We start from the raw sequence: 25135 nt of genomic DNA on the forward strand, positions 1-25135 counted from the left end.
AAATTAACCTACAAATAAAGATTAAATCATGGCAAAAGAAAAGTTTGACCGCAGTAAGCCGCACTTAAACATCGGTACAATCGGTCACGTTGACCACGGTAAAACAACCCTTACCGCAGCTATCACAAAAGTATTAAGTGATGCAGGTTTATCAGAAGCGCGTTCATTTGAATCAATTGACTCAGCTCCTGAAGAAAAGGAACGTGGTATTACTATCAATACAGCGCACGTTGAGTATTCAACTGCTAACCGTCACTATGCTCACGTTGACTGTCCAGGTCACGCTGACTATGTGAAAAACATGGTTACCGGTGCTGCTCAAATGGACGGTGCTATCATCGTTGTTGCTGCAACTGACGGTCCGATGCCACAAACTCGCGAGCACATCCTGTTAGCTCGTCAGGTAGGTGTACCTGCTCTTGTAGTTTTCATGAACAAAGTTGACATGGTTGACGATCCTGAGTTGTTAGAACTTGTTGAAATGGAAATTCGTGAGTTGTTGTCATTCTATGACTTCCCAGGTGATGATATTCCGGTAATTCAAGGTTCTGCTTTGGGTGGCTTGAACGCAGATCCAAAATGGGTTACAAAAATTATGGAATTGATGGACGCTGTTGATAACTATATTCCAATTCCTCCGCGTTTGACAGAACTTCCATTCTTGATGCCGGTTGAGGACGTATTCTCAATTACTGGTCGTGGTACTGTTGCTACAGGTCGTATCGAGCGTGGCGTAATCAACTCTGGTGAGCCTGTTGATATCTTGGGTATGGGTGCTGAGAACTTAAAATCTACCGTAACTGGTGTTGAGATGTTCCGCAAAATCCTTGACCGTGGTGAAGCTGGTGACAACGTAGGTTTATTGTTACGTGGTATTGAGAAAACTGATATCCGTCGTGGTATGGTTATCTGCAAACCAGGTTCAGTAACTCCTCACACTGATTTCAAAGCAGAAGTTTACGTATTATCAAAAGCTGAAGGTGGCCGTCACACTCCATTCTTCAACAAATATCGCCCGCAATTTTATTTCCGTACAACTGACGTAACAGGTGAAATTTCACTTGATGCAGGTGTAGAAATGGTTATGCCTGGTGATAACGTTACAATCACTGTAAAATTGATTAACGCTATCGCAATGGAAAAAGGCTTACGTTTCGCTATCCGTGAAGGTGGCAGAACCGTTGGTGCTGGCCAGGTAACTGAAATTATCGCTTAATTTCAACCCCTTTAAGGGAAATAAAAACGGTTAATTTTTTTGTAAAGTACCCCGGCGTTATGCCAGGGTACTTTATCAATATTATAATGTTCCTTCGATAATAGAAGGTTTTACACACGGGAATAGTTCAATGGTAGAATAGAGGTCTCCAAAACCTTTGATCAGGGTTCGAATCCTTGTTCCCGTGCCTAATAGCAAATAATCAGAATGGCTAACGTATCCGAATATATTAAAGAGTCTTACATCGAGTTGACCCAGAAAGTAACCTGGCCAACCTGGCGTGAGCTGCAAAGCAGCTCAGTGTTAGTATTGGTAGCAGCGATTATTATTGCTCTGCTGATATTTGGAATGGATCAGATTATTGGCCTCTTGCTTGATAAATTTTATAGTTCACTAGCTTAATATATAGTAAGGATGAGTGATCAATTAAAATGGTACGTTGTACGCGCCATAAGCGGCAAGGAAAAAAAAGTTAAACAATATATAGACGCCGAGATAACCCGTTTGGGCATCAGCCATTTGGTACCTCAGGTATTAATACCTACAGAGAAGTATTATCAAATGCGTGACGGAAAGAAGATAGCCAAAGAGCGTAACTACTTTCCGGGTTATGTATTAATGGAAGCTCAATTAGACGGTGAGCTGGAACATATAATTAAAAATGTGAACAGCGTTATTGGTTTTCTGGGAGATAAAGCAGGTAATGCAATTCCATTACGCCAGGCAGAGGTTAACCGTATTTTAGGTAAGGTTGACGAGATGAGTGCACAAGGCGAAACCATGAACGTGCCATATTACGTTGGCGAGAATGTTAAAGTAATGGATGGGCCGTTTAATGGCTTTAGTGGTGTGATTGAAGAAGTAAACGAAGAGAAAAAGAAACTCAAAGTAATGGTAAAGATATTCGGCCGCCGTACGCCGCTTGAATTGAATTACATGCAGGTTGAGAAGGAGTAGTAAAAGAGATTAGTGATTGGAGATCAGAAATTAATAAGGAAGTGCTAATTTCTGTCATCAACACCCAAAATATTTAAGAGCTGATTTTCGAGGCGAGACTAATTACCCGGTCTCTAACCTTTAATCATTGCTCAAAGAGCGTAAATGTTACATAGCTTCCACTTTATAACATTGATAATTAAAATAAAAGCAAAATGGCAAAAGAAGTCGGTGCAATGGTTAAGCTGCAAGTGAAGGGCGGTGCTGCAAATCCATCTCCACCAATTGGCCCTGCATTGGGTGCAAAAGGTGTGAACATTATGGAGTTTTGCAAGCAGTTCAACGCACGTACCCAGGACAGACCTGGTAAAGTGTTACCTGTGGTTATAACTGTTTATGTTGACAAATCTTTCGATTTTATCATTAAAACTCCCCCTGTAGCTATCCAGTTAATGGAAGTTTCAGGTTTAAAGAGTGGTTCGGCAGAGCCTAACCGTAAAAAGGTTGCTAACGTAAGTTGGGATCAGGTTGAGACTATCGCCAAAGATAAAATGACTGATTTAAATGCGTTTACAGTAGAATCAGCCATGAAAATGGTGGCAGGTACTGCCCGCAGTATGGGGATTACCGTATCAGGTACGGCACCCTGGAATTAATTAATTTATACAAATCAGTTTAAGACAGTGGCTAGATTAACAAAAAATCAAAAAGTGGCGCTCTCCAAAATTGAGGCTAATAAATCGTATACCTTACAAGATGCAGCGTCTTTAGTGAAGGAATTATCCTTAACTAAATTTGACGCATCAGTTGATATAGATGTGCGTTTAGGTGTTGACCCTCGTAAAGCCAATCAAATGGTACGTGGTATTGCAACATTGCCTCATGGAACCGGTAAAACTGTACGTGTATTAGTACTTTGTACTCCAGACAAGGAGCAAGAAGCTAAAGACGCAGGTGCAGATTTTGTGGGTTTGGATGACTATATCGCCAAAATTGAAGGTGGATGGACTGATGTTGATATTATCATCACTATGCCAAGTGTAATGGCTAAAGTAGGTAGATTAGGCCGTGTGCTTGGTCCGCGTAACTTAATGCCTAACCCTAAATCAGGTACAGTAACTACCGAAGTTGGTAAAGCTGTAACTGAGGTAAAAGGTGGTAAAATCGATTTCAAGGTTGATAAAACCGGTATCATTCATACCTCAATAGGAAAATCATCTTTCCCTGCTGAAAAAATTTATGAGAACGCATTAGAAGTATTGCAGATCATCTCTAAATTGAAACCGTCAGCAGCAAAAGGTACATATTTCAAGAGCATTCATATCTCTTCAACTATGTCTCCAGGGATAACAGTAGAAACAAAATCAGTAGCGGGAATTTAATCATGAATAAAGAAGAAAAACACGACCTTGTTCTTGCCCTCTCTGAGCAAATGAAAGAGTACGGTAATTTTTATATTACTGATACCTCTGATTTAACAGTTGCAAAAATTAACGATATCCGTCGTAAATGTTTCGACAGTGACATCAAAATGCAGGTAGCAAAAAATAGCTTGATCAAAAAAGCTATGGAAGCGGCCGATGGCGATTACACTGAAATATATGATGTATTAAAAGGCTCATCATCTATACTTTTCTCAAAATCAGCAACTGCTCCGGCAAAGTTGATTAAACAGTTAAGAAAACAAGGTGATAAACCAGTTTTAAAAGCAGCTTATATTGACTCGGCAATATTTATTGGCGATAACCAGATCGATGCCTTAATTAAATTAAAATCTAAGGAACAATTGATCGGTGAAGTTATCGGCTTATTGCAATCACCAGCGAAAAATGTTGTATCTGCACTGCAATCAGGCGGAAACACAATAGCAGGATTAGTAAAAACATTACAAGAAAGAGGTTAATTCAAACACCTTAAAGTTTGATTATTTAAACAAGTATTAAAGTAAAAAACATAATATAATGGCGGATTTAAAAGCATTTGCTGAACAGTTGGTAAACTTGACAGTAAAAGAAGTAAACGAATTAGCTCAGATCTTAAAAGATGAGTACGGTATTGAGCCAGCTGCTGCAGCTGTAGCTGTTGCAGCTCCTGCTGCTGACGGCGGTGACGCTGCTCCAGCTGCTGCTGAGCAAACAGCATTTGATGTAATCCTGAAAGAAGCAGGTGGTCAAAAATTAGCTGTTGTTAAATTAGTAAAAGACTTAACCGGTCTTGGTTTGAAAGAAGCTAAAGATCTTGTTGACGGTGCACCAAAAGAATTAAAAACAGGTGTATCTAAAGAAGAAGCTCAATCTCTTAAAGCTCAATTAGAAGAAGCCGGAGCAGTAGTTGAGGTTAAGTAATTAATCACAACACGTATAGCATCAGACTCCGACCGTTTTTGGTCGGGGTCTATTGCTGTTTATAAAGGTTTGATAGTGGATTTGAGACCGGATAAGAGATATGAGATTTGCAGGGTCCAAATTAAGCAAAGGTCAGGCAATGATCTCAAAACATATTATCTCATATCTCATACCTAAATCTCACGTCGACAAAAGTTAGTTAACTAAAATTAAAATACCTTGGCAAACAACAAAAATCAAAGAGTAAACTTTGCAACCAGCAGAAAGGTACTTGAATACCCGGATTTTCTGGATGTGCAGTTGCAATCTTTTCAGGAATTTTTTCAATTAGAAACAACTTCAGACAATCGCCATAAAGAAGGCTTGTTTAAAGTGTTTGCCGAAAACTTTCCAATTTCAGATTCAAGAAACATCTTCGTCCTGGAGTTTCTTGATTATTTTATTGATCCGCCACGCTACGATATACGCGAGTGTATTGAGCGCGGATTAACCTACAGCGTACCGTTGAAGGCAAAACTTCGTTTATCATGTAATGATGCTGAGCACGAAGATTTCGAAACAATTGTTCAGGATGTGTACCTGGGTACTATCCCATACATGACCCCAAAAGGAACTTTTGTAATCAACGGTGCTGAGCGTGTAATTGTATCGCAGTTACACCGTTCGCCGGGCGTATTCTTTGGCCAAAGCCGCCACACTAACGGTACTAAGTTATACTCTGCCCGTGTTATCCCTTTCAAAGGTTCATGGATTGAGTTTGCTACAGACGTTAATAACGTAATGTATGCCTATATCGACCGTAAAAAGAAATTCCCGGTAACTACCCTGCTACGTGCCATTGGTTATGACTCTGATAAAGACATTTTAGAGTTATTTGAATTGGCTGACGAGGTTAAGGTTAGCAAGTCAGGTCTTAAAAAGTTCATCGGCCGCAAATTGGCTGCAAGAGTTTTAAAGAAATGGGTTGAAGACTTTGTGGATGAAGATACCGGCGAAGTAGTTTCTATTGACCGTAACGAAATTATCCTGGAGCGTGAAACCGTGCTTGAAGACGATCATATCGATATGATTATCGATGCCGGCGTGAAAACCATCATCTTAAATAAAGAAGATGCTTCTACCAGTGGTGATTACACCATTATATATAATACCTTACAAAAGGATACTTCAAACTCAGAGAAAGAAGCGGTTGAGCATATCTACCGTCAATTACGTAACGCTGAACCACCTGATGAGGAAACTGCTCGTGGTATCATCGATCGTTTATTCTTCTCTGACAAACGTTATGATTTGGGTGATGTAGGTCGTTACCGCATTAATCGCAAATTACAACTTAATACATCAGAAGAGACTAAGGTGTTAACTAAACAAGATATCATTGCGATAGTTAAATACCTGATCAAATTAATCAACTCAAAAGCTGAGGTGGATGATATTGATCACTTGTCAAATCGCCGTGTACGTACCGTAGGTGAGCAATTATATGCTCAGTTTGGTGTTGGTTTAGCACGTATGGCTCGTACCATTCGTGAGCGTATGAACATCCGTGACAACGAGGTGTTTACGCCAACCGACCTGATCAACGCACGTACCCTATCATCTGTGATCAACTCGTTCTTTGGAACTAACCAGTTATCACAGTTTATGGATCAAACCAATCCACTGGCAGAGATTACGCATAAGCGTCGTCTGTCAGCCTTAGGCCCTGGTGGTCTGTCGCGTGAGCGCGCAGGCTTCGAGGTTCGTGACGTTCACTATACCCACTACGGTAGGTTATGTACCATCGAAACTCCTGAAGGTCCAAATATCGGTTTGATTTCATCGCTTTGCGTACACGCCAAAATCAACAACTTAGGCTTTATCGAAACTCCGTACAAACGGGTGGTTGAAGGTAAGGTACAAGTTCAAGAACCGGTTATCTATTTATCTGCCGAAGATGAAGACGGTAAAACCATTGGTCAGGCAAATGCGGTTTATGATGACAATGGTGAGTTTGCTACGCCAAAAGTAAAAGCTCGTTTTGAGGGTGACTTCCCAATCATCGAGCCGGAAAGATTGGATTTGATGGACGTTGCTCCAAACCAGATCACATCTATAGCAGCCTCATTGATTCCATTCCTGGAGCATGATGATGCTAACCGTGCATTAATGGGTTCAAACATGCAGCGCCAGGCCGTTCCGCTATTACGTCCTGAGGCGCCAATTGTTGGTACCGGTCTGGAAGGTCGTGTAGCAAAAGATTCACGTACGCTGATCAACGCCGAAGGCAATGGTATAGTTGAATATGTGGATGCTAACCAGATTGTAATTAAATATGATCGTAATGAAATGGACCGTTTGGTTTCTTTCGAAGGCGATTCAAGAAGCTATATCTTGACCAAGTTCAAGAAAACCAACCAAAGCACAACTATCAACCTGAAACCAATTGTTAAGAAAGGCGAACGTGTTGAAAAAGGACAGGTGCTTTGCGAGGGCTACGCAACTCAGGATGGTGAGCTTGCTCTGGGCCGTAACCTTAAAGTGGCGTTCATGCCTTGGCAAGGTTATAACTTTGAGGATGCTATCGTTATCTCTGAGCGTGTGGTATCTCAGGATATATTTACTTCAATCCACGTTGAAGAGTTTGAATTAGAGGTGCGTGATACCAAACGTGGTGAAGAGGAATTGACACCTGATATTCCTAACGTATCAGAAGAAGCTACTAAAGACCTTGATGAGAACGGTATTATCCGTATCGGTGCCGAGGTTAAAGAAGGCGACATCCTGATTGGTAAGATCACTCCGAAAGGCGAGTCGGACCCATCGCCGGAAGAGAAACTGTTGCGTGCGATATTTGGTGACAAAGCAGGCGACGTAAAAGACGCTTCGTTGAAAACTCCGCCGTCAATTGCCGGTGTGGTAATTGATACCAAATTGTTCTCTCGTGCTAAGAAAACTACTAAAGCAGAAGAAAAAGCACAGATTGAAAAATTGGATATTAAACATGAAAAAGTACTTAAAGATCTGAAGAATACTTTGATCGAAAAGTTGTTTGAAATTGTAAACGGTAAAACATCGCAAGGTGTTAGCAACGTTTACAAAGAGCTGTTGGTACCAAAAGGTGTTAAGTTTACTCAGAAGATATTAACCGAGCTTAACTACGAAAACATCAACCCAACTAAATGGACAACTGATGATGATAAGAATGATCAGATCAAACTTTTGCTTCATAACTACAACATTAAGTTAAACGAAGAGTTGGGTGCTTACCGTCGTGATAAATTTGCGATTAGTGTGGGTGATGAGCTTCCATCAGGTATCGTACAAATGGCTAAAGTTTATATTGCTAAAAAGCGTAAGCTTAAAGTAGGTGATAAAATGGCAGGCCGTCACGGTAACAAGGGTATCGTTGCACGTATTGTACGCGACGAGGATATGCCTTTCCTGGAAGATGGTACTCCGGTTGATATTGTGTTGAACCCGCTGGGGGTACCTTCACGTATGAACCTTGGCCAGATCTACGAAACTGTATTAGGATGGGCCGGTAAAGAGCTGGGCGTTAAATTTGCTACTCCGATCTTTGATGGTGCAAGCCATGACGAGGTTGAAGGCTGGGTTAAGAAAGCCGGCATACCTGAGTCAGGTCGTACCTACTTATACAATGGCTTAACCGGAGATCGTTTTGATCAGCAAACTACTGTAGGTATTATCTACATGCTGAAACTGGGTCACATGGTTGACGATAAGATGCACGCACGTTCAATTGGCCCGTACTCATTAATTACACAACAACCGTTGGGTGGTAAAGCTCAGTTTGGTGGTCAGCGTTTTGGTGAGATGGAAGTTTGGGCTCTTGAAGCATTCGGTGCTGCAAACATCCTGCAAGAAATCTTGACTGTTAAGTCTGATGATGTTGTGGGCCGTGCTAAAACTTACGAGGCTATTGTTAAAGGTGAGAATCTGCCTACGCCGTCGGTTCCTGAATCATTCAATGTATTGGTTCATGAGCTTAGAGGTTTAGGTTTAGATATCACGTTAGACTAGTTATTGAATTATTAAGGGGTTGAATTATTGATTAATTCAACCCCTTATATAAATGAGCAATCAGTCATTCAATAATTCAGTTATTCAATAATTAAAACAAAGGAGACTATGTCTTACAAAAAGGATAATAAAATCAAAAGTAATTTTACTACTATCACCATTAGCCTGGCTTCGCCGGAGGCTATTCTTGAGCGTTCAAGTGGTGAAGTTTTAAAACCTGAAACCATTAACTACAGGACCTATAAACCTGAACGTGATGGTTTATTTTGCGAGCGTATTTTTGGTCCGGTAAAAGACTACGAGTGCCATTGCGGTAAATACAAACGTATACGTTACAAAGGTATCGTGTGCGACCGTTGCGGCGTTGAAGTAACCGAGAAAAAAGTACGTCGTGAGCGTATGGGCCATATTAACCTTGTGGTGCCTGTTGCTCACATCTGGTATTTCCGTTCGTTACCTAACAAAATTGGCTACTTACTGGGCTTGCCAACAAAAAAACTTGATCTGATCATATATTATGAAAGATATGTAGTTATCCAGCCTGGTATTAAAGAATCAGACGGAATCAACAAAATGGATTTTCTTACTGAAGAAGAATACCTGGATATATTAGATACTCTTCCGAAAGAAAACCAATACCTTGACGATAAAGACCCTCAGAAATTCGTTGCCAAAATGGGTGCCGAAGCTCTGGAAGAATTATTAAAACGTATTGATCTTGACGAATTATCATTTAGCCTGCGCCACCAGGCGGCTACAGAAACTTCGCAACAACGCAAGAATGAAGCGCTAAAACGCTTACAGGTTGTTGAGGCTTTCCGTGGTTCAAAAACTCGTATAGAAAACAACCCTGAGTGGATGATCGTTAAGATCGTTCCGGTTATCCCGCCAGAATTGCGTCCGTTAGTACCATTGGAAGGTGGCCGTTTTGCTACTTCTGACTTAAATGACCTTTACCGTCGTGTAATTATCCGTAACAACCGTTTAAAACGATTGATCGAGATTAAAGCACCGGAAGTAATTTTACGTAACGAAAAACGTATGTTGCAGGAAGCTGTCGACTCGTTATTTGATAACTCACGTAAAGTTAACGCAGTAAAAACTGAAGGTAACCGTGCTTTGAAATCACTTTCAGATATTCTGAAAGGAAAACAAGGCCGTTTCCGTCAAAACTTATTAGGTAAACGTGTTGACTACTCTGCCCGTTCGGTAATTGTTGTAGGCCCGAACCTGAAACTACACGAGTGCGGTTTACCAAAAGATATGGCTGCCGAGCTGTTCAAACCATTTATCATCCGCAAGATGATTGAGCGGGGTGTGGTTAAAACCGTAAAATCAGCTAAGAAAATTGTCGATCGTAAAGACCCACTTGTTTGGGATATACTGGAAAACGTATTAAAGGGTCACCCTGTGTTATTAAACCGTGCGCCTACGCTGCACCGTTTGGGTATCCAGGCTTTCCAGCCGAAATTGGTTGAAGGTAAAGCTATCCAACTGCACCCCTTAACCTGTACCGCATTCAACGCCGACTTTGACGGTGACCAGATGGCGGTACACGTACCACTGGGTAATGCGGCAATATTAGAGGCCCAGGTATTGATGTTGGCTTCGCATAACATTTTGAACCCTGCTAACGGTACGCCAATCACTGTACCTTCTCAGGACATGGTGCTTGGTTTGTATTACATTACCAAAGGCCGTAAAACTGATGCAACCAGAGTTATAAAAGGCGAAGGACTAACTTTCTACTCGTCTGAAGAGGTAATTATTGCTTACAATGAGAAGAAACTTGACCTGCATGCATTTATTAAAGTTAAAGCTGACGTTAAAGAGCGCGATGGTAAAATAGTGACCAAAATAATTGATACCACTGTTGGCCGCGTGTTGTTTAATGAGCATGTACCTGTAGAGGTTGGTTATATCAACGAGCTGTTAACCAAAAAATCACTGCGTGATATCATTGGTGAGGTAGTAAAAATTACCGGTATGGCTCGTGCAGCCCAGTTCCTGGATGATATTAAGGAATTAGGATTTAAAATGGCATTCCAGGGTGGCCTTTCATTTAACCTGAAGGATATCAATATCCCTGCAGAGAAAGTAACGCTTATTGAAACAGCCTCAAAACAAGTAGAAGAGGTAATGAATAACTATAATATGGGTTTCATTACTAACAACGAACGTTATAACCAGATCATTGATATCTGGACCCGTATCAACAACCGCTTAACCGCGAATGTGATGGATATTTTGAGTAATGATAATCAGGGTTTCAACTCAGTTTATATGATGTTGGATTCTGGTGCACGTGGTTCAAAAGAGCAGATCCGTCAGTTGGCAGGTATGCGTGGTTTGATGGCAAAACCTCAAAAATCGGGTTCAGGCGGTGAGATTATCGAGAACCCTATTCTTTCAAACTTTAAAGAAGGGTTGTCAGTATTAGAGTACTTTATCTCAACCCACGGTGCCCGTAAAGGTTTGGCGGATACTGCATTGAAAACTGCCGATGCTGGTTACCTGACTCGTCGTTTACATGACGTAGCGCAGGACATGATTGTTGGTGTGGTTGATTGCGGTACTTTAAGAGGTATTTATACCACTGCATTAAAAGACAATGAAGATATTGTTGAACCACTTTATGACCGGATACTTGGCCGTACTTCATTACATGATGTGTTTGACCCAATCACTAACGAACTGTTAGCTGAAGCAGGTCAGGATATTACTGAAGAAGTTGCTAAGAAAATCGAGAACTCGCCTTTAGAGGGCGTTGAAATACGTTCAGTATTGACTTGCGAAAGCAAGCGTGGTGTATGTGCATTGTGTTATGGCCGTAACCTGGCAAGCGGTAAACGCGTGCAAAAAGGCGAAGCGGTGGGTGTAATTGCTGCTCAGTCAATTGGTGAGCCGGGTACACAGTTAACACTTCGTACCTTCCACGTGGGTGGTACCGCATCAAACATTGCGGCTGAATCACAGATCAATGCTAAGTTTGATGGTATCATTGAGTTTGAAAACGTTCGTACGGTTTCTTATGAGACTGCTGAAGAAGGTACTGTTGATGTAGTGTTAGGCCGTTCAGGCGAGTTCCGTATTATTGAAGAAGGTAGCAATAAAGTTATTGTTACCAACAACATCCCTTACGGTTCTTATTTATATGTAAAAGACGGCGCTAAAATCACTAAAGGCGACCGTATCTGTTCATGGGACCCATACAACGCAGTTATCATATCAGAATTTGCAGGTATTGCTCAGTTCGAGGCTGTATTAGAAGGTATAACCTTCCGCGAGGAGTCTGATGAGCAAACGGGTCACCGGGAAAAGGTAATTATCGATACAAGGGATAAAACTAAAAACCCTGCCATCCAGGTTACTGATAACAAAGGCAACGTAATTAAAGGATACAACATCCCTGTAGGCGCACACATCGCAGTTGATGAAGGGGAAAAACTACAAACCGGACAAATTATTGCTAAAATACCTCGTTCAACAGGTAAAACGCGAGATATTACCGGTGGTTTGCCACGTGTAACCGAGTTATTCGAGGCACGTAATCCATCAAACCCTGCTGTAGTAACAGAGATTGACGGTGTGGTAACTTTAGGTGGTGTAAAACGTGGTAACCGCGAGATTACCATCGAATCAAAAGATGGACAGGTTAAAAAATACCTGGTACCACTTTCAAAACACATCCTCGTACAGGATAATGACTTTGTGAAAGCCGGTATGCCATTGTCTGATGGTTCGATATCACCTGCCGATATTCTGGCTATTAAAGGCCCTGCCGCAGTGCAAGAGTACCTGGTTAATGGTATCCAAGAGGTTTACCGTTTACAAGGGGTGAAGATTAATGATAAACACTTCGAGGTTATCGTTCACCAAATGATGCAAAAAGTACAGATTGAAGATGCCGGCGATACTCGTTTCTTAGAGAAAGAAGCTGTTGATAGCTGGGATTTCATGTTAGAGAACGATGAAATTTTCGATAAGAAAGTGGTAACCGATCCGGGCGACTCATCTGTATTGAAAGCTGGTCAGATCATTTCTCTAAGAAAACTAAGAGATGAGAATTCGACCTTAAAACGCAGAGATTTAAAACTGGTTGAAGTGCGTGATGCAATTCCTGCAACTTCAAGTCCGGTGTTGCAAGGTATTACCAGAGCATCATTAGGTACTAAATCGTTTATTTCGGCAGCTTCGTTCCAGGAAACTACTAAAGTACTTAACGAGGCGGCGATTGCAGGTAAGAGAGATACTATGCTTGGCTTGAAAGAGAATGTTATTGTTGGCCACTTAATTCCGTCAGGAACAGGTTTACGCGAGTACGAAAATATACGCGTAGGTTCTCAGGAAGAATTTGACCGCTTAATGGCATCAAAAGCCGAAGAGGTAGAAGCTTAATTTAGAGCAAATAATAATAATAGGCAAAGCCTTCCGCAAAACGGAAGGCTTTTGCTATTTTTACGCTATGGAAGAACAAAACGAAAACCAGTTAAATATTGAACTTTCTGAAGAGATCGCCGAAGGCGTCTACTCAAACCTGGCTATAATTACGCACTCTAACCAGGAGTTTGTGCTTGATTTTATCAGGGTTATGCCCGGCACTCCTAAAGCTAAAGTGAAGTCTCGCATTATCATTACGCCTGAGCATGCCAAGAGACTTTTAACAGCGCTTGAAGATAACATCGAAAAGTATGAAGCGGCTAACGGACGTATTAAAACTCAAGAGGACCCATCCGGATTTCCGATGAATTTTGGCGGAACTATGGGTCAAGCTTGATATATCATAAAACACATAGTTATCTTCGTTGTTAACAACACACTATGCCAACATTTAACTTCCCTTATCCAAAAGAAGTAAGAATTGCTGTAATGGGCGATATCATGATTGACCATTACATCAATGGTTCATGCGATAGGATATCACCCGAGGCGCCTGTACAGATAGTTGATGTTAAAAGCGATACCTACACTTTAGGTGGGGCGGGCAATGTTTTGGAAAATCTGCACGCTTTTGGCTGCACCGGCTCTATTATCAGCATAACCGGAGATGACGATTATCGCACTGTTGTCGAAGCCGAGTTGGATGCTATTACTCCTGGCTTTATTTATTTAGCAAAGGATGCAAATCGTCGTACTACGGTTAAAAGCAGGGTGGTGGTAAATAAACATCAGCTCATTCGCCTGGACAAGGAGGATAAATTTTACTGTGACGATGTTGTCGGAAATCAATTGTTTGAAATTCTTAAATCAAATATTAATAATATTGATGTATTGATATTATCTGATTATTGTAAAGGTGTTTTAAGCGATAAGCTGGTAGGAGATGCTATTAGTTTATGTAACGAGCGTAATATTATAACGCTTGTCGACTCAAAAAATAAGGATTTGTCGAAATATCGCGGAGCTACCGTGGTAAAGCCTAACCGAAAAGAAGCAGCCTTAGCCTCAGGCATACCAATAGTTGATAATGAAAGCCTGGAGGCGGCCTGTAAAAAAATAGCTGAAGTAACTAACTGCGAAACAGTGGTTGTTACTTTATCAGAAGATGGGATTGCAGCGTACAGCAATAATGTATTGATTAAAAAACCGACCAAGGCTATTGATGTATATGATGTAACCGGAGCAGGTGATACTGTAGTTGCAGCGTTAGCTTTTGCATTGGCTAATAAACTGCCGATAGCCGAAGCTTGCGACTTTGCGAACAGTGCAGCAGCTATTGTAGTAGCAAAGTTTGGCAGCGCGGTTGCAACATTACAGGAGATAAATAATTTAAATTGGGACGATACCGTTAAAAAATGAGTTACAGGTACGCAACTTTTTTTAAAGCCGTAAATCTCACAATTGATTATCTCATGCTTAATTTAAGCATGTTTATCTCTTATTTGCTTATTGATAGTCCTGCCACCTGGCATACCGATAATAAATACTTACTTATTATATTACTTTTTAATTTGTTGTGGTTATTATCAACAAATCTCACCAACGTATATGAGCGTGTATTGAATAAAGATTCAATAATAACGTATCGGCATTTTTTAAAGGCGTACCTGCTTTTTATCTTCCTGTTATCGTTTTTCATAATTGTAATTGGCATACAGTCATATCTGGTTACGCGCGAATATTTGCTCTATTCTGTTGTGTTGTTTGGTTTTTTGGTAGGAGTGTGGAAACTGGTCTTCCTAGCTATAAGGAAGAGCAACCGTAATTTACTTATGGACTCGCGAGCTATTGTAATCGTAGGCTCAGGCCGCATCGCAATGGATATTTTTCAATATTTTGAGAATCATAAGCATAGTGGTTACAAAGTAATAGGTTTCTTTGATGATAAAGCATCACGTGTGGCCGAGATAGGGTCATATTTAGGTAGCGTATCAGATGTGATCAACTTTACCCTTAGTAATAATGTTCATGAGATATTTTGCGCTTTACCAACTTCTCAGTCAAAACAAATCGAAGAGTTAATGCTTGAAGCTGATAAACATTTGATCAGATTCAAGATCATTCCTGAATATATCAAATCAAAAAAGCTGATGCAGGTAGAAAACTATGATCATATTCCGGTTATATCAGTGAGGCCTGAGCCACTAGAAAATATGCTTAACCGTTCTATAAAGCGAATGTTTGATATTGTTTTTTCGCTATTTGTTATTGTTTTCGTAACAAGTTGGTTGTTGCCGGTAATAGCCATTATCATTAAATTACAGTCGGCAGGGCCGGTGTTTTTTACGCAGATACGTTCTGGCAAAGATAATGTGCCATTTAAATGTTATAAGCTCAGAAGCATGCAGGTTAACGCTGATTCTGATAGTAAGCAAGCTACGCGGTCAGATTCCAGAATAACGCCGATCGGTGCCTTTATCCGAAAGACAAGTTTAGACGAATTTCCACAATTTTTTAACGTACTCATAGGCAATATGTCTGTGGTAGGTCCGAGGCCGCATATGGTTAGTCACACCGAACGATATTCTCAAGTGATAGATCAGTTTATGGTTCGTCACTTTTTAAAACCTGGCATCACTGGTTGGGCGCAAATAAATGGTTTTAGAGGTGAAACCAAGACCACTGAAGATATGTTGCAGAGGGTAGAAGCAGACGTTTGGTACCTGGAAAACTGGTCGTTTTTATTAGATCTCAAGATTATATTCCTTACTTTTTGGAACGTGATAAAAGGTGAAGAAAATGCATTTTAATTAAAATATAAATATCATAATAATGAATAAGAATTCGAAAATATATATTGCAGGGCATCGCGGAATGGTTGGTTCGGCTATTTATAGGAAGCTTGAAAAAGAAGGGTTTACAAATTTAATTACTCGCACATCCGCGGAACTAGACTTGCGAAATCAACAACAAGTTGCCGATTTTTTTTCGAAAGAGAAACCCGATTATGTTTTTCTGGCTGCTGCGAAGGTTGGCGGTATTGTAGCTAATAATACCTATCGCGCCGAATTTTTATATGATAACCTTCAGATACAAAATAACGTAATACATTCATCGTACATAAATGGTGTTACTAAATTGATGTTTTTGGGATCAAGCTGCATATACCCTAAGATGGCGCCGCAGCCACTTAAAGAAGAATATTTGCTAACTGGCCCGCTTGAAGAGACTAACGAACCTTATGCTATTGCAAAAATAGCCGGTATCAAATTGTGCGACGCTTACCGTGCACAATATGGTTGCAACTACATCTCTGTAATGCCTACTAATTTATATGGTTATAATGATAATTATCATCCGCAAAATTCGCATGTGTTACCGGCTTTAATCAGAAGGTTCCACGAAGCTAAGGAACAAAATAGACCAACTGTTACTATTTGGGGCAGCGGTACGCCTAAGCGCGAATTTTTATTTGCCGATGACTTAGCTGCGGCATGCTATTACCTGATGCAGAATTATAACGAACCTGGTTTGGTAAATATTGGTACAGGCGAAGATTTGTCAATAAATGATTTGGCTTTAATAGTTAAAAAGACTGTAGGCTATGAAGGCTCAATTGAATTTGATACTTCGAAACCTGACGGAACTCCACGTAAATTAATGGATGTTAGTAAGTTACATAGCCAGGGGTGGAAACACACTATTGAGTTGGAAGAAGGTATACAACTGGCCTATCAGGACTTTTTAGAAAAAATATTATTTTAGTAATACCGAAAATAATATTCGGGTAAATTAGATTGTCTTATTTGTCCTGTGTGTTAATTTGCAATGGCTAATTAAGTTCAATAATGACTTTTTAGTCAGGCTTGAATAATTTAATTTGCTTATTATTGCACTTGTTAAATGATTCAATAAAACACGCAGATTTATTGAATTAGTGCTTTACAATGAACAATGAATAAATTAAAAATATGTTTGGCATTGTTGGGAGTTATGGTGTGCTTTTTTACACATAGTCCCGCTACAGCCCAAACACTACCTCAAAACTTATCGAATCTTAATGTCGACAGTTATTCTGATGAACAAATCAGGCAATTGTTGCAAAATTCCCAATCGCAAGGTATTACAGACGGTCAGTTAATCCAAATAGCAGAAAGCCGTAATATGCCGCCTGCTGAGGCTCAGCGTTTACAAGCCAGGATCAATGAGATTAGAAAAAAAGACGGCAATACAGCAAATTATGGGGATGCGTCAGATTCGTTAGCCAGTAATGGTCAGCGACGACAACAAAATAACGCTCAGTCAGGCGATACGCTTACCCGTCAAAACAGAATTGATATTTTTAGAGATCTGCAGCCTAAAATATTTGGTGCAAGTTTATTCAGAAATGCGAGGGCGAACACATTTCAGCCAAATCTGAAACTGGCGACACCAATAAATTATATTGTTGGACCAGGTGATAAGCTTATAATAAATGTATATGGTAATTCGATAGCTAACTGGGCACTTACGGTTTCGCCTGAAGGTAATATCAACATACCCGGCGTTGGTATACTTAATGTTGCCGGTAAAACCATTGAACACGCAACCGCATTAATAAAAAATCGTTTGGCTGCGAACAGGTATGCCGTTGGCAATGGTACCAACGTGCAAGTAAGTTTAGGAGATATCAGGAGCATCAGTATACGCGTACAAGGTGAGTTGGTAAGACCTGGTACTTATACCTTATCGTCGCTATCAACAGCGTTCGAAGCACTTTATGCCGCCGGGGGCCCAAGTGATATTGGTTCGTTCCGTAAAATTGAAATTATAAGGGACAATAAGGTTATCAGAAAATTGGATTTATATGATTATCTGGTGCATGGCAACCACAAAGATGATATAGTATTACACGATCAGGACGAGATACACGTGCCGCCTTATACTATGCATGTCGAGTTGCGTGGCGAGGTGAAGGTGCCAGCCATTTTTGAGCCATTACCCAACGAAAAACTGCAAGATATAATTGATTATGCTGGCGGATTTACGGATCAGGCTTATACTGCACGTGTAAAGATCATTCAAACCAGCGACAGGCAACGTCGTATAGCGGATATTTTTGAAAAGGATTATGCAACATACAGTCCGCGACGCGGCGATGTTTATACGGTAGACCGTATACTTAATCGATTTGAAAACCGTGTTGTGATTACAGGAGCGGTTTTCAGACCGGGTGAGTTTGAGTTACAACAGGGGCTAACCGTTTCACAATTAATTAAGAATGCGGGTGGTTTAAAAGAAGATGCGTTTACCGGCCGTGGAAGTATTTCGAGGCTTAATCCAGATAACACTACGCAACAACTGTCATTTAATGTGCAGGACGCAATGACCAGTTCATCTGCCGATATAATTTTGCAGCGAGAGGACGTTGTTTCTATCACTTCCGTATTTGATCTGCACGATAAATATAAGGTAACAATTAAAGGCCAGATAAGAAGGCCCGGCGATTTTGATTATGCAGACAGCATGAAGGTTGCCGACCTTATTATCAAAGCCGGCGGTTTTTCAGAAGGCGCTAGTTCTAAACGCATTGAAGTATCGCGCCGGGTTTTTGATAGCGATCCGGGACAAAAGGATACCAAAGTGGCTCAGGTCTTCAGCATAAATGTAGACGCCAACCTGAAATTTGAGAATGTAAACTTTTCGTTAAAACCGTTCGATATAGTTTCTGTCTATAGTTTGCCGGGATATGAAACTCAAAAGGTGGTAAGGGTTGAGGGAGAGGTAATATTTCCCGGATATTATACAATCGAGGAAAAAAATGAAAAAATATCTGACCTTGTCAGACGAGCAGGGGGCTTGACACAATCGGCAGATATAGAAGGAGGGAGTTTAAAAAGAGACAATGCGGCTGTGTTAGGGGTTGATAAAACCAAACTTGATACACTTACTTTAAGAAGAGAGCGTACTGAACGTTTAAGAAGATTACAACGTAGTTATAAAGACACATTAAATAATTCTTTAGATACGTCGCAATTCAGGAATAATTATGTTGGTATTGACCTTAAAAAGATTTTAGCCCACCCAGGTAGTGGTGATGACCTGATCCTGGAGAATGGTGATTTACTGCGTATACCAAAAGAGCAACAAACAGTCAGGGTAAACGGCGAGGTATTATACCCGAGTGCAATTGTTTACAGCAAAGGGAAAAGCTTCAGAGGTTATGTATTAAACGCTGGTGGTTTTTCACCCAGCGCTTTAAAACGGGGCGCTTATGTGGTTTATCCGAATGGTACTGTTAAGGGCACAACTAAATTCTTATTCTTTAACAGCCATCCAAAAGTGAAACCCGGTAGTGAGATATATGTGCCTAAAAAACCTGAGCCAAAAGGAAATGCTGTTCAGGATATATTAGCTTATACTACAGGTTTAGCTTCATTAGGGGCTATCATATTGGGCATATTAAGTTTGAAAAAATAAATAACAGCAGTTACCGAAGTTGATTAGCCAGATGGATTATTAACAAATAACCATCAAAAGTTCATTTTGAAAGATATCATATCAAAAATACGCGGTCTATGCTGCACATGCTGTTAAGAAACCATAGTGTATTATTAATGCGAACTTAACGCATGTTGCTCCTATCGTAAAAAGATTGTAAGTGGGAAAATTAGATGAGTTAAATTGGTAAGCTGTCTTTGTGACGTATGTATACAATCTATGAATATTTTTATTATTTTAGTTTTTTTTATTTTATTAATTATTATTGAGCTATTTTATTTCAAAATAGCTAATAAATATAATATTATTGATAAACCTAACTATCGCAGTTCTCATACACGCATCACTATCCGCGGGGGCGGTATAATATTTAGTTTGGCTGTATTAATAGGTTGCTTTTATACCGGATTGCATTACGCCTATTTTTTAACGGGCTTATTTTTAATAAGTTTGATAAGTTTCATAGATGATATTAAAACTATTAATAACCGTATTCGCATAATCTTTCATTTACTTGCAGTCGCATTACTGTTCTTGCAGCTAAATATGTACAGTCTGCCAATCTCTTTAATTCTGTTAGCTTTTGTATTCACCATTGGCTCTATCAACGCTATTAATTTCATGGACGGTATTAATGGTATAACAGGTGGTTTCGGATTGGTTACTATATTAACCCTATATTATATTAACAGTTTTGTAGTGTCATTTACAGATTTCAGATATATAATATTAGCCTTGTTGTCTTTACTGGTATTTAACTTTTTCAATTTTAGAACCCGAGCCAAATGCTTTGCGGGCGATGTTGGCAGTGTTAGCTTGGCTTTTATTATTGTTTTTTTTGTTTTGCAACTTATGCTAAAAACAACTAACATCAATTATTTGTTACTAATGTTAATTTATGGTTTAGATACTGTAATAACAATTGCATTTAGAACAATAAGAAAAGAAAATATTTTTGAAGCGCACAGAACACACTTTTATCAGTTTTTGGCCAATAAACGCAATATTCCGCATTTATTAGTAGCAACAATTTATACGCTGACGCAATTATTAGTTAATATAGTACTGGTAATTTGTTTGCCGTTATCTGTTGCAGCCCTGATTATTTCTTTGATTTCATCTGCATTGATTTTTATAGCAATTCGTATTTATTTTGAAGGATATGGCCACCTTATAGATGTTAAATAATAATTACCAATAAAATACTGTTTAATATTTTTACTGACTTTTAGCGTAGATTTATTTAAAATATGTTAACCAATAATGATTTTATTGCAATTAACTTATAAATTTGTACACTCAATTAAATAATCTGCAAGGTGGGTAAAGTGAAGGTTTAATTGATATAGTAAAAATAAGATAGTTTAAAATAACTGTAGCTTAATAATACTACCTATATGAATTCTTCTGCCAGTTTATTTAATCAGATAAACATTTTACCCCGCTGGATAGTTTTTTCGCTTGATCTGGGAATTAGTTTGTTGTCATTAACAGCTGCATATCTTATCAGATATAATTTTGATCTTTCAAACTTAAATCATGTAGAGTTTAGCCGTAATGTGTTGTTGCTAACCGTTGTTAGTGCTATAGTTTTTTTTACACTAAAAACCTACTCAGGTATTATAAGATACACCGGCGCTCAAGACTCGTTCAGGATATTAGCATCTGTGTTAATATGTAACAGTACCTTCTTTTTGATCAATTCTGTTTCTATAGTATTTTACAAAAATGTTTTAATTTCTAACAGTCTTTTAGTTGTAAGCTGTTTAATCTGTTTTCTGTTAATGATTACTTACAGAATCTTAGTTAAATATTTTTTTCTTTATATTAAAAATCTAAAACTTGATAGAAAAAGAATAATCATTTATGGCGCGGGCCAATCGGGCGTTGCAGCAAAAAGAACATTTGATAACGACTATAAAGTAAATAAAAGGATAGTTGCTTTTGTGGATGACGATCAACGTAAAGTTGGAAAAACCATTGATGGTATCGAGATATTAGATGCCAAAGACCTCCCGGATCTAATTCGGAAAAAAGAGCTGGACGAAATTATATTTGCGTGCTACTCTATGCCAATTGAACGTAAAAACAAGATTGTTGATCTATGTCTCGAAAATGACACAAGGGTATTGAGTATACCGTCACATAATGAATGGCCAAGTGGAAAACTCCAGCCCACACAAATTCAAAAAATAAATATTGAAGATCTGCTAAACAGAAAGAGTATTGAAATTGACATCAAAAATATTCAGAAAGAATTAGAAGGTAAAAGGATTTTAATTACTGGTGCGGCAGGATCAATAGGAAGTGAGATCGTTAGGCAGCTATTAAAATTTGATACAGGTCTTATCATCATGTGCGATCAGTCTGAAACTGCTTTGCACCACCTATATTTGGAAGTAGACGAAATGCATACTGAAGCTAATTTTCATTCGTTTATTGGCGATGTAAAAGATGAGCGTAGAATGGCCTATTTGTTTGAGACCTATAAACCTCACTATGTATACCATGCTGCTGCCTACAAGCATGTGCCTTTAATGGAAGATAATGCGTCAGAAGCGGTAAAAACTAACGTTTACGGCACCAAATTAATTGCTGATCTTTCGGTAAAGTATGGGGTTCAGAAGTTTGTAATGATCTCCACTGACAAAGCCGTTAATCCTACTAACGTAATGGGTGCATCAAAACGTATTGCGGAGATCTATGTACAGTCATTAAACAAATCAATAGAAAATAAAGAGTTTATTTTTAAAAATGGCCTTAGCTATTTTAATGATATCCGATCAAATACGCGCTTTATTACAACCCGTTTTGGTAACGTCTTAGGCTCGAATGGATCTGTCATTCCTAGATTTAAACAGCAGATAGAAAAAGGTGGGCCCATTACAGTAACACATCCTGAAATAACCCGTTATTTTATGACCATACCTGAAGCTTGCAGACTGGTACTTGAAGCAGGCTGTATGGGTAAAGGCGGGGAGATTTATATATTTGATATGGGTAAGTCTGTGAAAATTATAGATTTAGCAAAAAGAATGATTCGCCTTGCTGGTTTGATTCCCAATCAGGATGTAAAAATTGAATTCACAGGCTTGCGTCCCGGCGAAAAATTGTTTGAAGAATTACTGAATGATAATGAAAATACCATGCCAACACATCATGAAAAAATCATGATTGGTAAAACAAGAGAGTACTTGTTTGAAGAAGTTGAGATTCAAATACATGATCTGATAAAGCATGCCAGGAATAATGATAACCTGCAGGTTGTAAAAATAATGAAACAACTTGTTCTTGAATTCAAAAGTAATAACTCCGTTTTTGAGGAACTTGATTTGATAAAATCTATTTTAACCAATTAAGTATAGCTTAATAATTTTACAAGCACGCGCTTCCCACTTTTACTTTACTATAATGACTTATAAATATTTTGAATTGTCCATTAGCAAAATATTTTTTTTTGCATTATTAATATTACTTTCCTCCTGTAAAGATAAGCTTAGTAAAGAAACCGTGGTTTACACCAATAGTTTTGATAGTAACAACTTAACAAATATTGATAATGGTGTTATTTCGCTATACAATGGCTCATTAGTGCTGGGGCAATATAATAACAGTGGCTTTACTATAACCCTAGCCAATTTGCCCAAACACGATTTGATTACTATTAGTTTTGATTTATTTATTCACGATAGTTGGGAGGGTAATAAACAAGCGCCTGATGGACCAGATATCTGGCAGATGGTGGTTAACGGAAATACATACATTAATACAACATTTTCAAATTTAGATTGTGCGCCCGGCAACTTTTGCTCACCACAGTCATATCCTTTTAATTATCCCAATAGCTATAACAACCCCAAAACAGGCGCTTATAGAACTGATTTACCCGGTGTTTGTCATAATGCTGGGCCCGGAGGTACAACGGAATATAAAATAACTAAAACTTTCACTCATAGTAATAATATTTTGACACTCCAATGCCTTGATAAGTTAGTTCAAACTAATTCAACTGATCCAAAGTGCGACGAAAGCTGGTCGGTTGATAATATTAATATCAAAGCCATTACTTTATGAAAATTGTCAGGTTTTTATTACTAGGCTTATTGAGTTGGAGCGTCGCAACCCAAGCTATTGCACAGTCATTAGGCGTTGGAAGCACCGCGACGGAAGACTATTTCAGGCGGGCGCAGCTACAAAGTAAAGTTGACACAACAGTATCATTTACCATAAGGCCTTTATATCCGTCTTTTTTTGAAAGTCAGCACATTAAATCAGATACCAGTTTAGGTAAATATAATTGGGCAGGAGTAAGTGAGTATACTAAATCAGGCCGAATAATAGTAGCTCCGCTACCTATAACTATTCAAACCCGGTTTAATTCACATCATCCATACGGTTGGAATGATGGCCCAATGATTCCCGCCAAGGGATTTCAAACAATGTTGAGCTTTGGCGCATTTGCACAATTAGGCCCGCTTACCATTCAGTTAAAACCGGAAATAGTCACCGCTGAAAATACCTATTTTGAAACGTTCAATAAAAATCAATATGACGTTCTTTTTGCCCGGTATTATGACATTTACAATAATATCGACTTGCCTGTAAGATTTGGCAGCAATAGCTATGCCCAGGCTTTCTGGGGGCAAAGCAGTATTAGGTTAAATTTCAAAGCCTGGTCATTTGGGTTATCAACAGAAAATTTATGGTGGGGGCCGGGTATCAGGAATTCATTATTAATGAGCAACAGCGCTCCGGGCTTCCCTCATTTAACCTTAAATACGTCAGGTCCGCTTAAAACGTCTATCGGCTCATTCGAAGGACAATTGATAGCTGGCCGGTTAAGCAACTCCAATTTTGCCCCTCTTGAGCCAGACCACAGTTTTTTTGGCACTAATCTTTATGTGCCCAAACCCAATAATTGGCGTTATCTATCAGGAATTATAATAACCTGGCAACCTAAATGGGTGCCCGGTTTGTTTTTAGGATATGATCAAAGCGCCCAAATATATGGAAAAAGCCTGTCGGGGATAAAAAGCTATCTGCCAATCTTTTCATCGGTTAAATCTACAACTGCACCCGATAATCAAATTAATACCCAAGATCAGTTAAGCTCAATGTTTGCACGCTGGATATGGTTGCAGGAGCATGCAGAAATTTATTTTGAATATGGGCACTACAATAATTTTGATGACTTATACCAATCAATGTTGAGACCTAATAATTCAAGAGCGTATACTTTTGGACTTAGAAAACTTTTACCATTTAAAAACCTGCCCGATCAAAATATCATGCTGGGTTTAGAGGTTACTCAATTAGGCAGTACATCTGCAACCTCTGTTACTCAAGGTTTAGAATGGTATGTCAGCCGTGGTATAAGACAAGGTTATACAAATTTCGGACAAATGCTGGGTGCGGGTATTGGCCCTGGCGGCAATTTACAATCGCTTGATATCAGTTGGGTAAAAGGGCTAAAAAGATTGGGTCTGCAAATTGAGAGGTATGTTCATGATGATGACTTTTATTATTATGCCTTTTATGATAGTAAAAATTACTCACAGCATTGGGTTGATTTGAGTTTCGGGCTTACTGGCGAGTGGAATTACAAGGATTTTATTTTTAACGCTAAAATACAAGGAATTCAATCAAATGACTATCAATGGGCGGTAACCCAAAATGGCGATGATATCACCTTCTCTCATCAACTTCATCAATTTAACCTGCAGCTTCAGGCTGGCTTTACTTACAGGTTTTAACT

Annotated in this window: 18 protein-coding genes and 1 tRNA gene; all 19 read left to right on the top strand. The window is 39.2% G+C overall.

The genetic code is table 11. The annotated features are described in order from the left end of the window. The first annotated feature begins 28 nt into the window (after window positions 1-28). A complete protein-coding gene (tuf, locus tag ABD772_RS10290) occupies window positions 29-1216 on the top strand; it encodes an elongation factor Tu (protein ID WP_345103587.1) in 1188 nt (395 codons plus the stop codon). A gap of 116 nt (window positions 1217-1332) precedes the next feature. Beyond that, a tRNA-Trp gene (locus ABD772_RS10295) sits at window positions 1333-1403 on the top strand. A 20-nt stretch (window positions 1404-1423) separates the two neighbouring features. Continuing rightward, the gene (gene secE, locus ABD772_RS10300; RefSeq protein WP_345103589.1) at window positions 1424-1618 is read left to right on the top strand and encodes a preprotein translocase subunit SecE; all 195 of its coding nucleotides are present in this window, start codon (window positions 1424-1426) and stop codon (window positions 1616-1618) included. 12 nt (window positions 1619-1630) lie between these two features. Further along, entirely contained in the window at window positions 1631-2173 is a 543-nt protein-coding gene (nusG, locus tag ABD772_RS10305; protein WP_345103592.1) for a transcription termination/antitermination protein NusG, read from the top strand. Between the two features lie 194 nt (window positions 2174-2367). After that, window positions 2368-2808 (top strand): 50S ribosomal protein L11, encoded by a 441-nt coding sequence (gene rplK / locus ABD772_RS10310; RefSeq protein ID WP_345103595.1) that lies wholly within the window; start codon window positions 2368-2370, stop codon window positions 2806-2808. Between the two features lie 27 nt (window positions 2809-2835). Further along, the gene (rplA, locus tag ABD772_RS10315; protein ID WP_345103598.1) at window positions 2836-3534 is read left to right on the top strand and encodes a 50S ribosomal protein L1; all 699 of its coding nucleotides are present in this window, start codon (window positions 2836-2838) and stop codon (window positions 3532-3534) included. A 2-nt stretch (window positions 3535-3536) separates the two neighbouring features. Then, window positions 3537-4055, top strand: coding sequence for a 50S ribosomal protein L10 (rplJ, locus tag ABD772_RS10320; RefSeq protein ID WP_345103601.1), 519 nt, complete (start codon window positions 3537-3539; stop codon window positions 4053-4055). A gap of 58 nt (window positions 4056-4113) precedes the next feature. Beyond that, window positions 4114-4497, top strand: a complete 384-nt coding sequence (gene rplL / locus ABD772_RS10325) for a 50S ribosomal protein L7/L12 (protein ID WP_345103604.1) — start codon at window positions 4114-4116, stop codon at window positions 4495-4497. A gap of 219 nt (window positions 4498-4716) precedes the next feature. Then, entirely contained in the window at window positions 4717-8520 is a 3804-nt protein-coding gene (gene rpoB / locus ABD772_RS10330; protein WP_345103606.1) for a DNA-directed RNA polymerase subunit beta, read from the top strand. Window positions 8521-8628: 108 nt separating this feature from the next. Continuing rightward, window positions 8629-12918: a DNA-directed RNA polymerase subunit beta' gene (gene rpoC / locus ABD772_RS10335; RefSeq protein ID WP_345103608.1), complete on the top strand. Its 4290-nt coding sequence runs from the start codon at window positions 8629-8631 to the stop codon at window positions 12916-12918. 67 nt (window positions 12919-12985) lie between these two features. Then, window positions 12986-13297 (top strand): DUF3467 domain-containing protein, encoded by a 312-nt coding sequence (locus ABD772_RS10340; RefSeq protein ID WP_345103612.1) that lies wholly within the window; start codon window positions 12986-12988, stop codon window positions 13295-13297. A gap of 44 nt (window positions 13298-13341) precedes the next feature. After that, on the top strand, window positions 13342-14319 hold the full coding sequence (locus tag ABD772_RS10345; protein WP_345103615.1) for a bifunctional heptose 7-phosphate kinase/heptose 1-phosphate adenyltransferase: 978 nt from the start codon (window positions 13342-13344) through the stop codon (window positions 14317-14319). Window positions 14320-14372: 53 nt separating this feature from the next. Further along, a complete protein-coding gene (locus ABD772_RS10350) occupies window positions 14373-15710 on the top strand; it encodes an undecaprenyl-phosphate glucose phosphotransferase (protein WP_345103617.1) in 1338 nt (445 codons plus the stop codon). Between the two features lie 22 nt (window positions 15711-15732). After that, window positions 15733-16665 carry a GDP-L-fucose synthase gene (fcl, locus tag ABD772_RS10355; RefSeq protein ID WP_345103619.1) on the top strand — a complete coding sequence of 311 codons (933 nt, stop codon included), beginning with the start codon at window positions 15733-15735 and terminating at the stop codon, window positions 16663-16665. A gap of 189 nt (window positions 16666-16854) precedes the next feature. Beyond that, on the top strand, window positions 16855-19359 hold the full coding sequence (locus ABD772_RS10360) for an SLBB domain-containing protein (protein WP_345103621.1): 2505 nt from the start codon (window positions 16855-16857) through the stop codon (window positions 19357-19359). A gap of 240 nt (window positions 19360-19599) precedes the next feature. Further along, entirely contained in the window at window positions 19600-20568 is a 969-nt protein-coding gene (locus ABD772_RS10365; protein ID WP_345103624.1) for an MraY family glycosyltransferase, read from the top strand. A 209-nt stretch (window positions 20569-20777) separates the two neighbouring features. Next, complete coding sequence (locus ABD772_RS10370) at window positions 20778-22739, top strand: polysaccharide biosynthesis protein (RefSeq protein ID WP_345103627.1); 1962 nt, start codon at window positions 20778-20780, stop codon at window positions 22737-22739. Between the two features lie 52 nt (window positions 22740-22791). Beyond that, the gene (locus ABD772_RS10375) at window positions 22792-23454 is read left to right on the top strand and encodes a hypothetical protein (RefSeq protein ID WP_345103629.1); all 663 of its coding nucleotides are present in this window, start codon (window positions 22792-22794) and stop codon (window positions 23452-23454) included. Continuing rightward, window positions 23451-25133 carry a capsule assembly Wzi family protein gene (locus ABD772_RS10380; protein WP_345103631.1) on the top strand — a complete coding sequence of 561 codons (1683 nt, stop codon included), beginning with the start codon at window positions 23451-23453 and terminating at the stop codon, window positions 25131-25133. Before ABD772_RS10375 ends, ABD772_RS10380 begins: the two co-directional genes overlap by 4 nt. Window positions 25134-25135: the final 2 nt, after the last annotated feature.

This window comes from Mucilaginibacter panaciglaebae, assembly GCF_039539265.1.
In the GTDB taxonomy this organism is placed as follows: Bacteria; Bacteroidota; Bacteroidia; order Sphingobacteriales; family Sphingobacteriaceae; genus Mucilaginibacter; species Mucilaginibacter panaciglaebae.

Coding starts and splice junctions, on each gene's coding strand:
- tuf (WP_345103587.1), top strand. CDS start 29: ATGGCAAAAGAAAAGTTTGACCGCAGTAAGCCGCACTTAAACATCGGT.
- secE (WP_345103589.1), top strand. CDS start 1,424: ATGGCTAACGTATCCGAATATATTAAAGAGTCTTACATCGAGTTGACC.
- nusG (WP_345103592.1), top strand. CDS start 1,631: ATGAGTGATCAATTAAAATGGTACGTTGTACGCGCCATAAGCGGCAAG.
- rplK (WP_345103595.1), top strand. CDS start 2,368: ATGGCAAAAGAAGTCGGTGCAATGGTTAAGCTGCAAGTGAAGGGCGGT.
- rplJ (WP_345103601.1), top strand. CDS start 3,537: ATGAATAAAGAAGAAAAACACGACCTTGTTCTTGCCCTCTCTGAGCAA.
- rplL (WP_345103604.1), top strand. CDS start 4,114: ATGGCGGATTTAAAAGCATTTGCTGAACAGTTGGTAAACTTGACAGTA.
- rpoC (WP_345103608.1), top strand. CDS start 8,629: ATGTCTTACAAAAAGGATAATAAAATCAAAAGTAATTTTACTACTATC.
- ABD772_RS10340 (WP_345103612.1), top strand. CDS start 12,986: ATGGAAGAACAAAACGAAAACCAGTTAAATATTGAACTTTCTGAAGAG.
- ABD772_RS10345 (WP_345103615.1), top strand. CDS start 13,342: ATGCCAACATTTAACTTCCCTTATCCAAAAGAAGTAAGAATTGCTGTA.
- ABD772_RS10350 (WP_345103617.1), top strand. CDS start 14,373: ATGCTTAATTTAAGCATGTTTATCTCTTATTTGCTTATTGATAGTCCT.
- fcl (WP_345103619.1), top strand. CDS start 15,733: ATGAATAAGAATTCGAAAATATATATTGCAGGGCATCGCGGAATGGTT.
- ABD772_RS10360 (WP_345103621.1), top strand. CDS start 16,855: ATGAATAAATTAAAAATATGTTTGGCATTGTTGGGAGTTATGGTGTGC.
- ABD772_RS10365 (WP_345103624.1), top strand. CDS start 19,600: ATGAATATTTTTATTATTTTAGTTTTTTTTATTTTATTAATTATTATT.
- ABD772_RS10370 (WP_345103627.1), top strand. CDS start 20,778: ATGAATTCTTCTGCCAGTTTATTTAATCAGATAAACATTTTACCCCGC.
- ABD772_RS10375 (WP_345103629.1), top strand. CDS start 22,792: ATGACTTATAAATATTTTGAATTGTCCATTAGCAAAATATTTTTTTTT.
- ABD772_RS10380 (WP_345103631.1), top strand. CDS start 23,451: ATGAAAATTGTCAGGTTTTTATTACTAGGCTTATTGAGTTGGAGCGTC.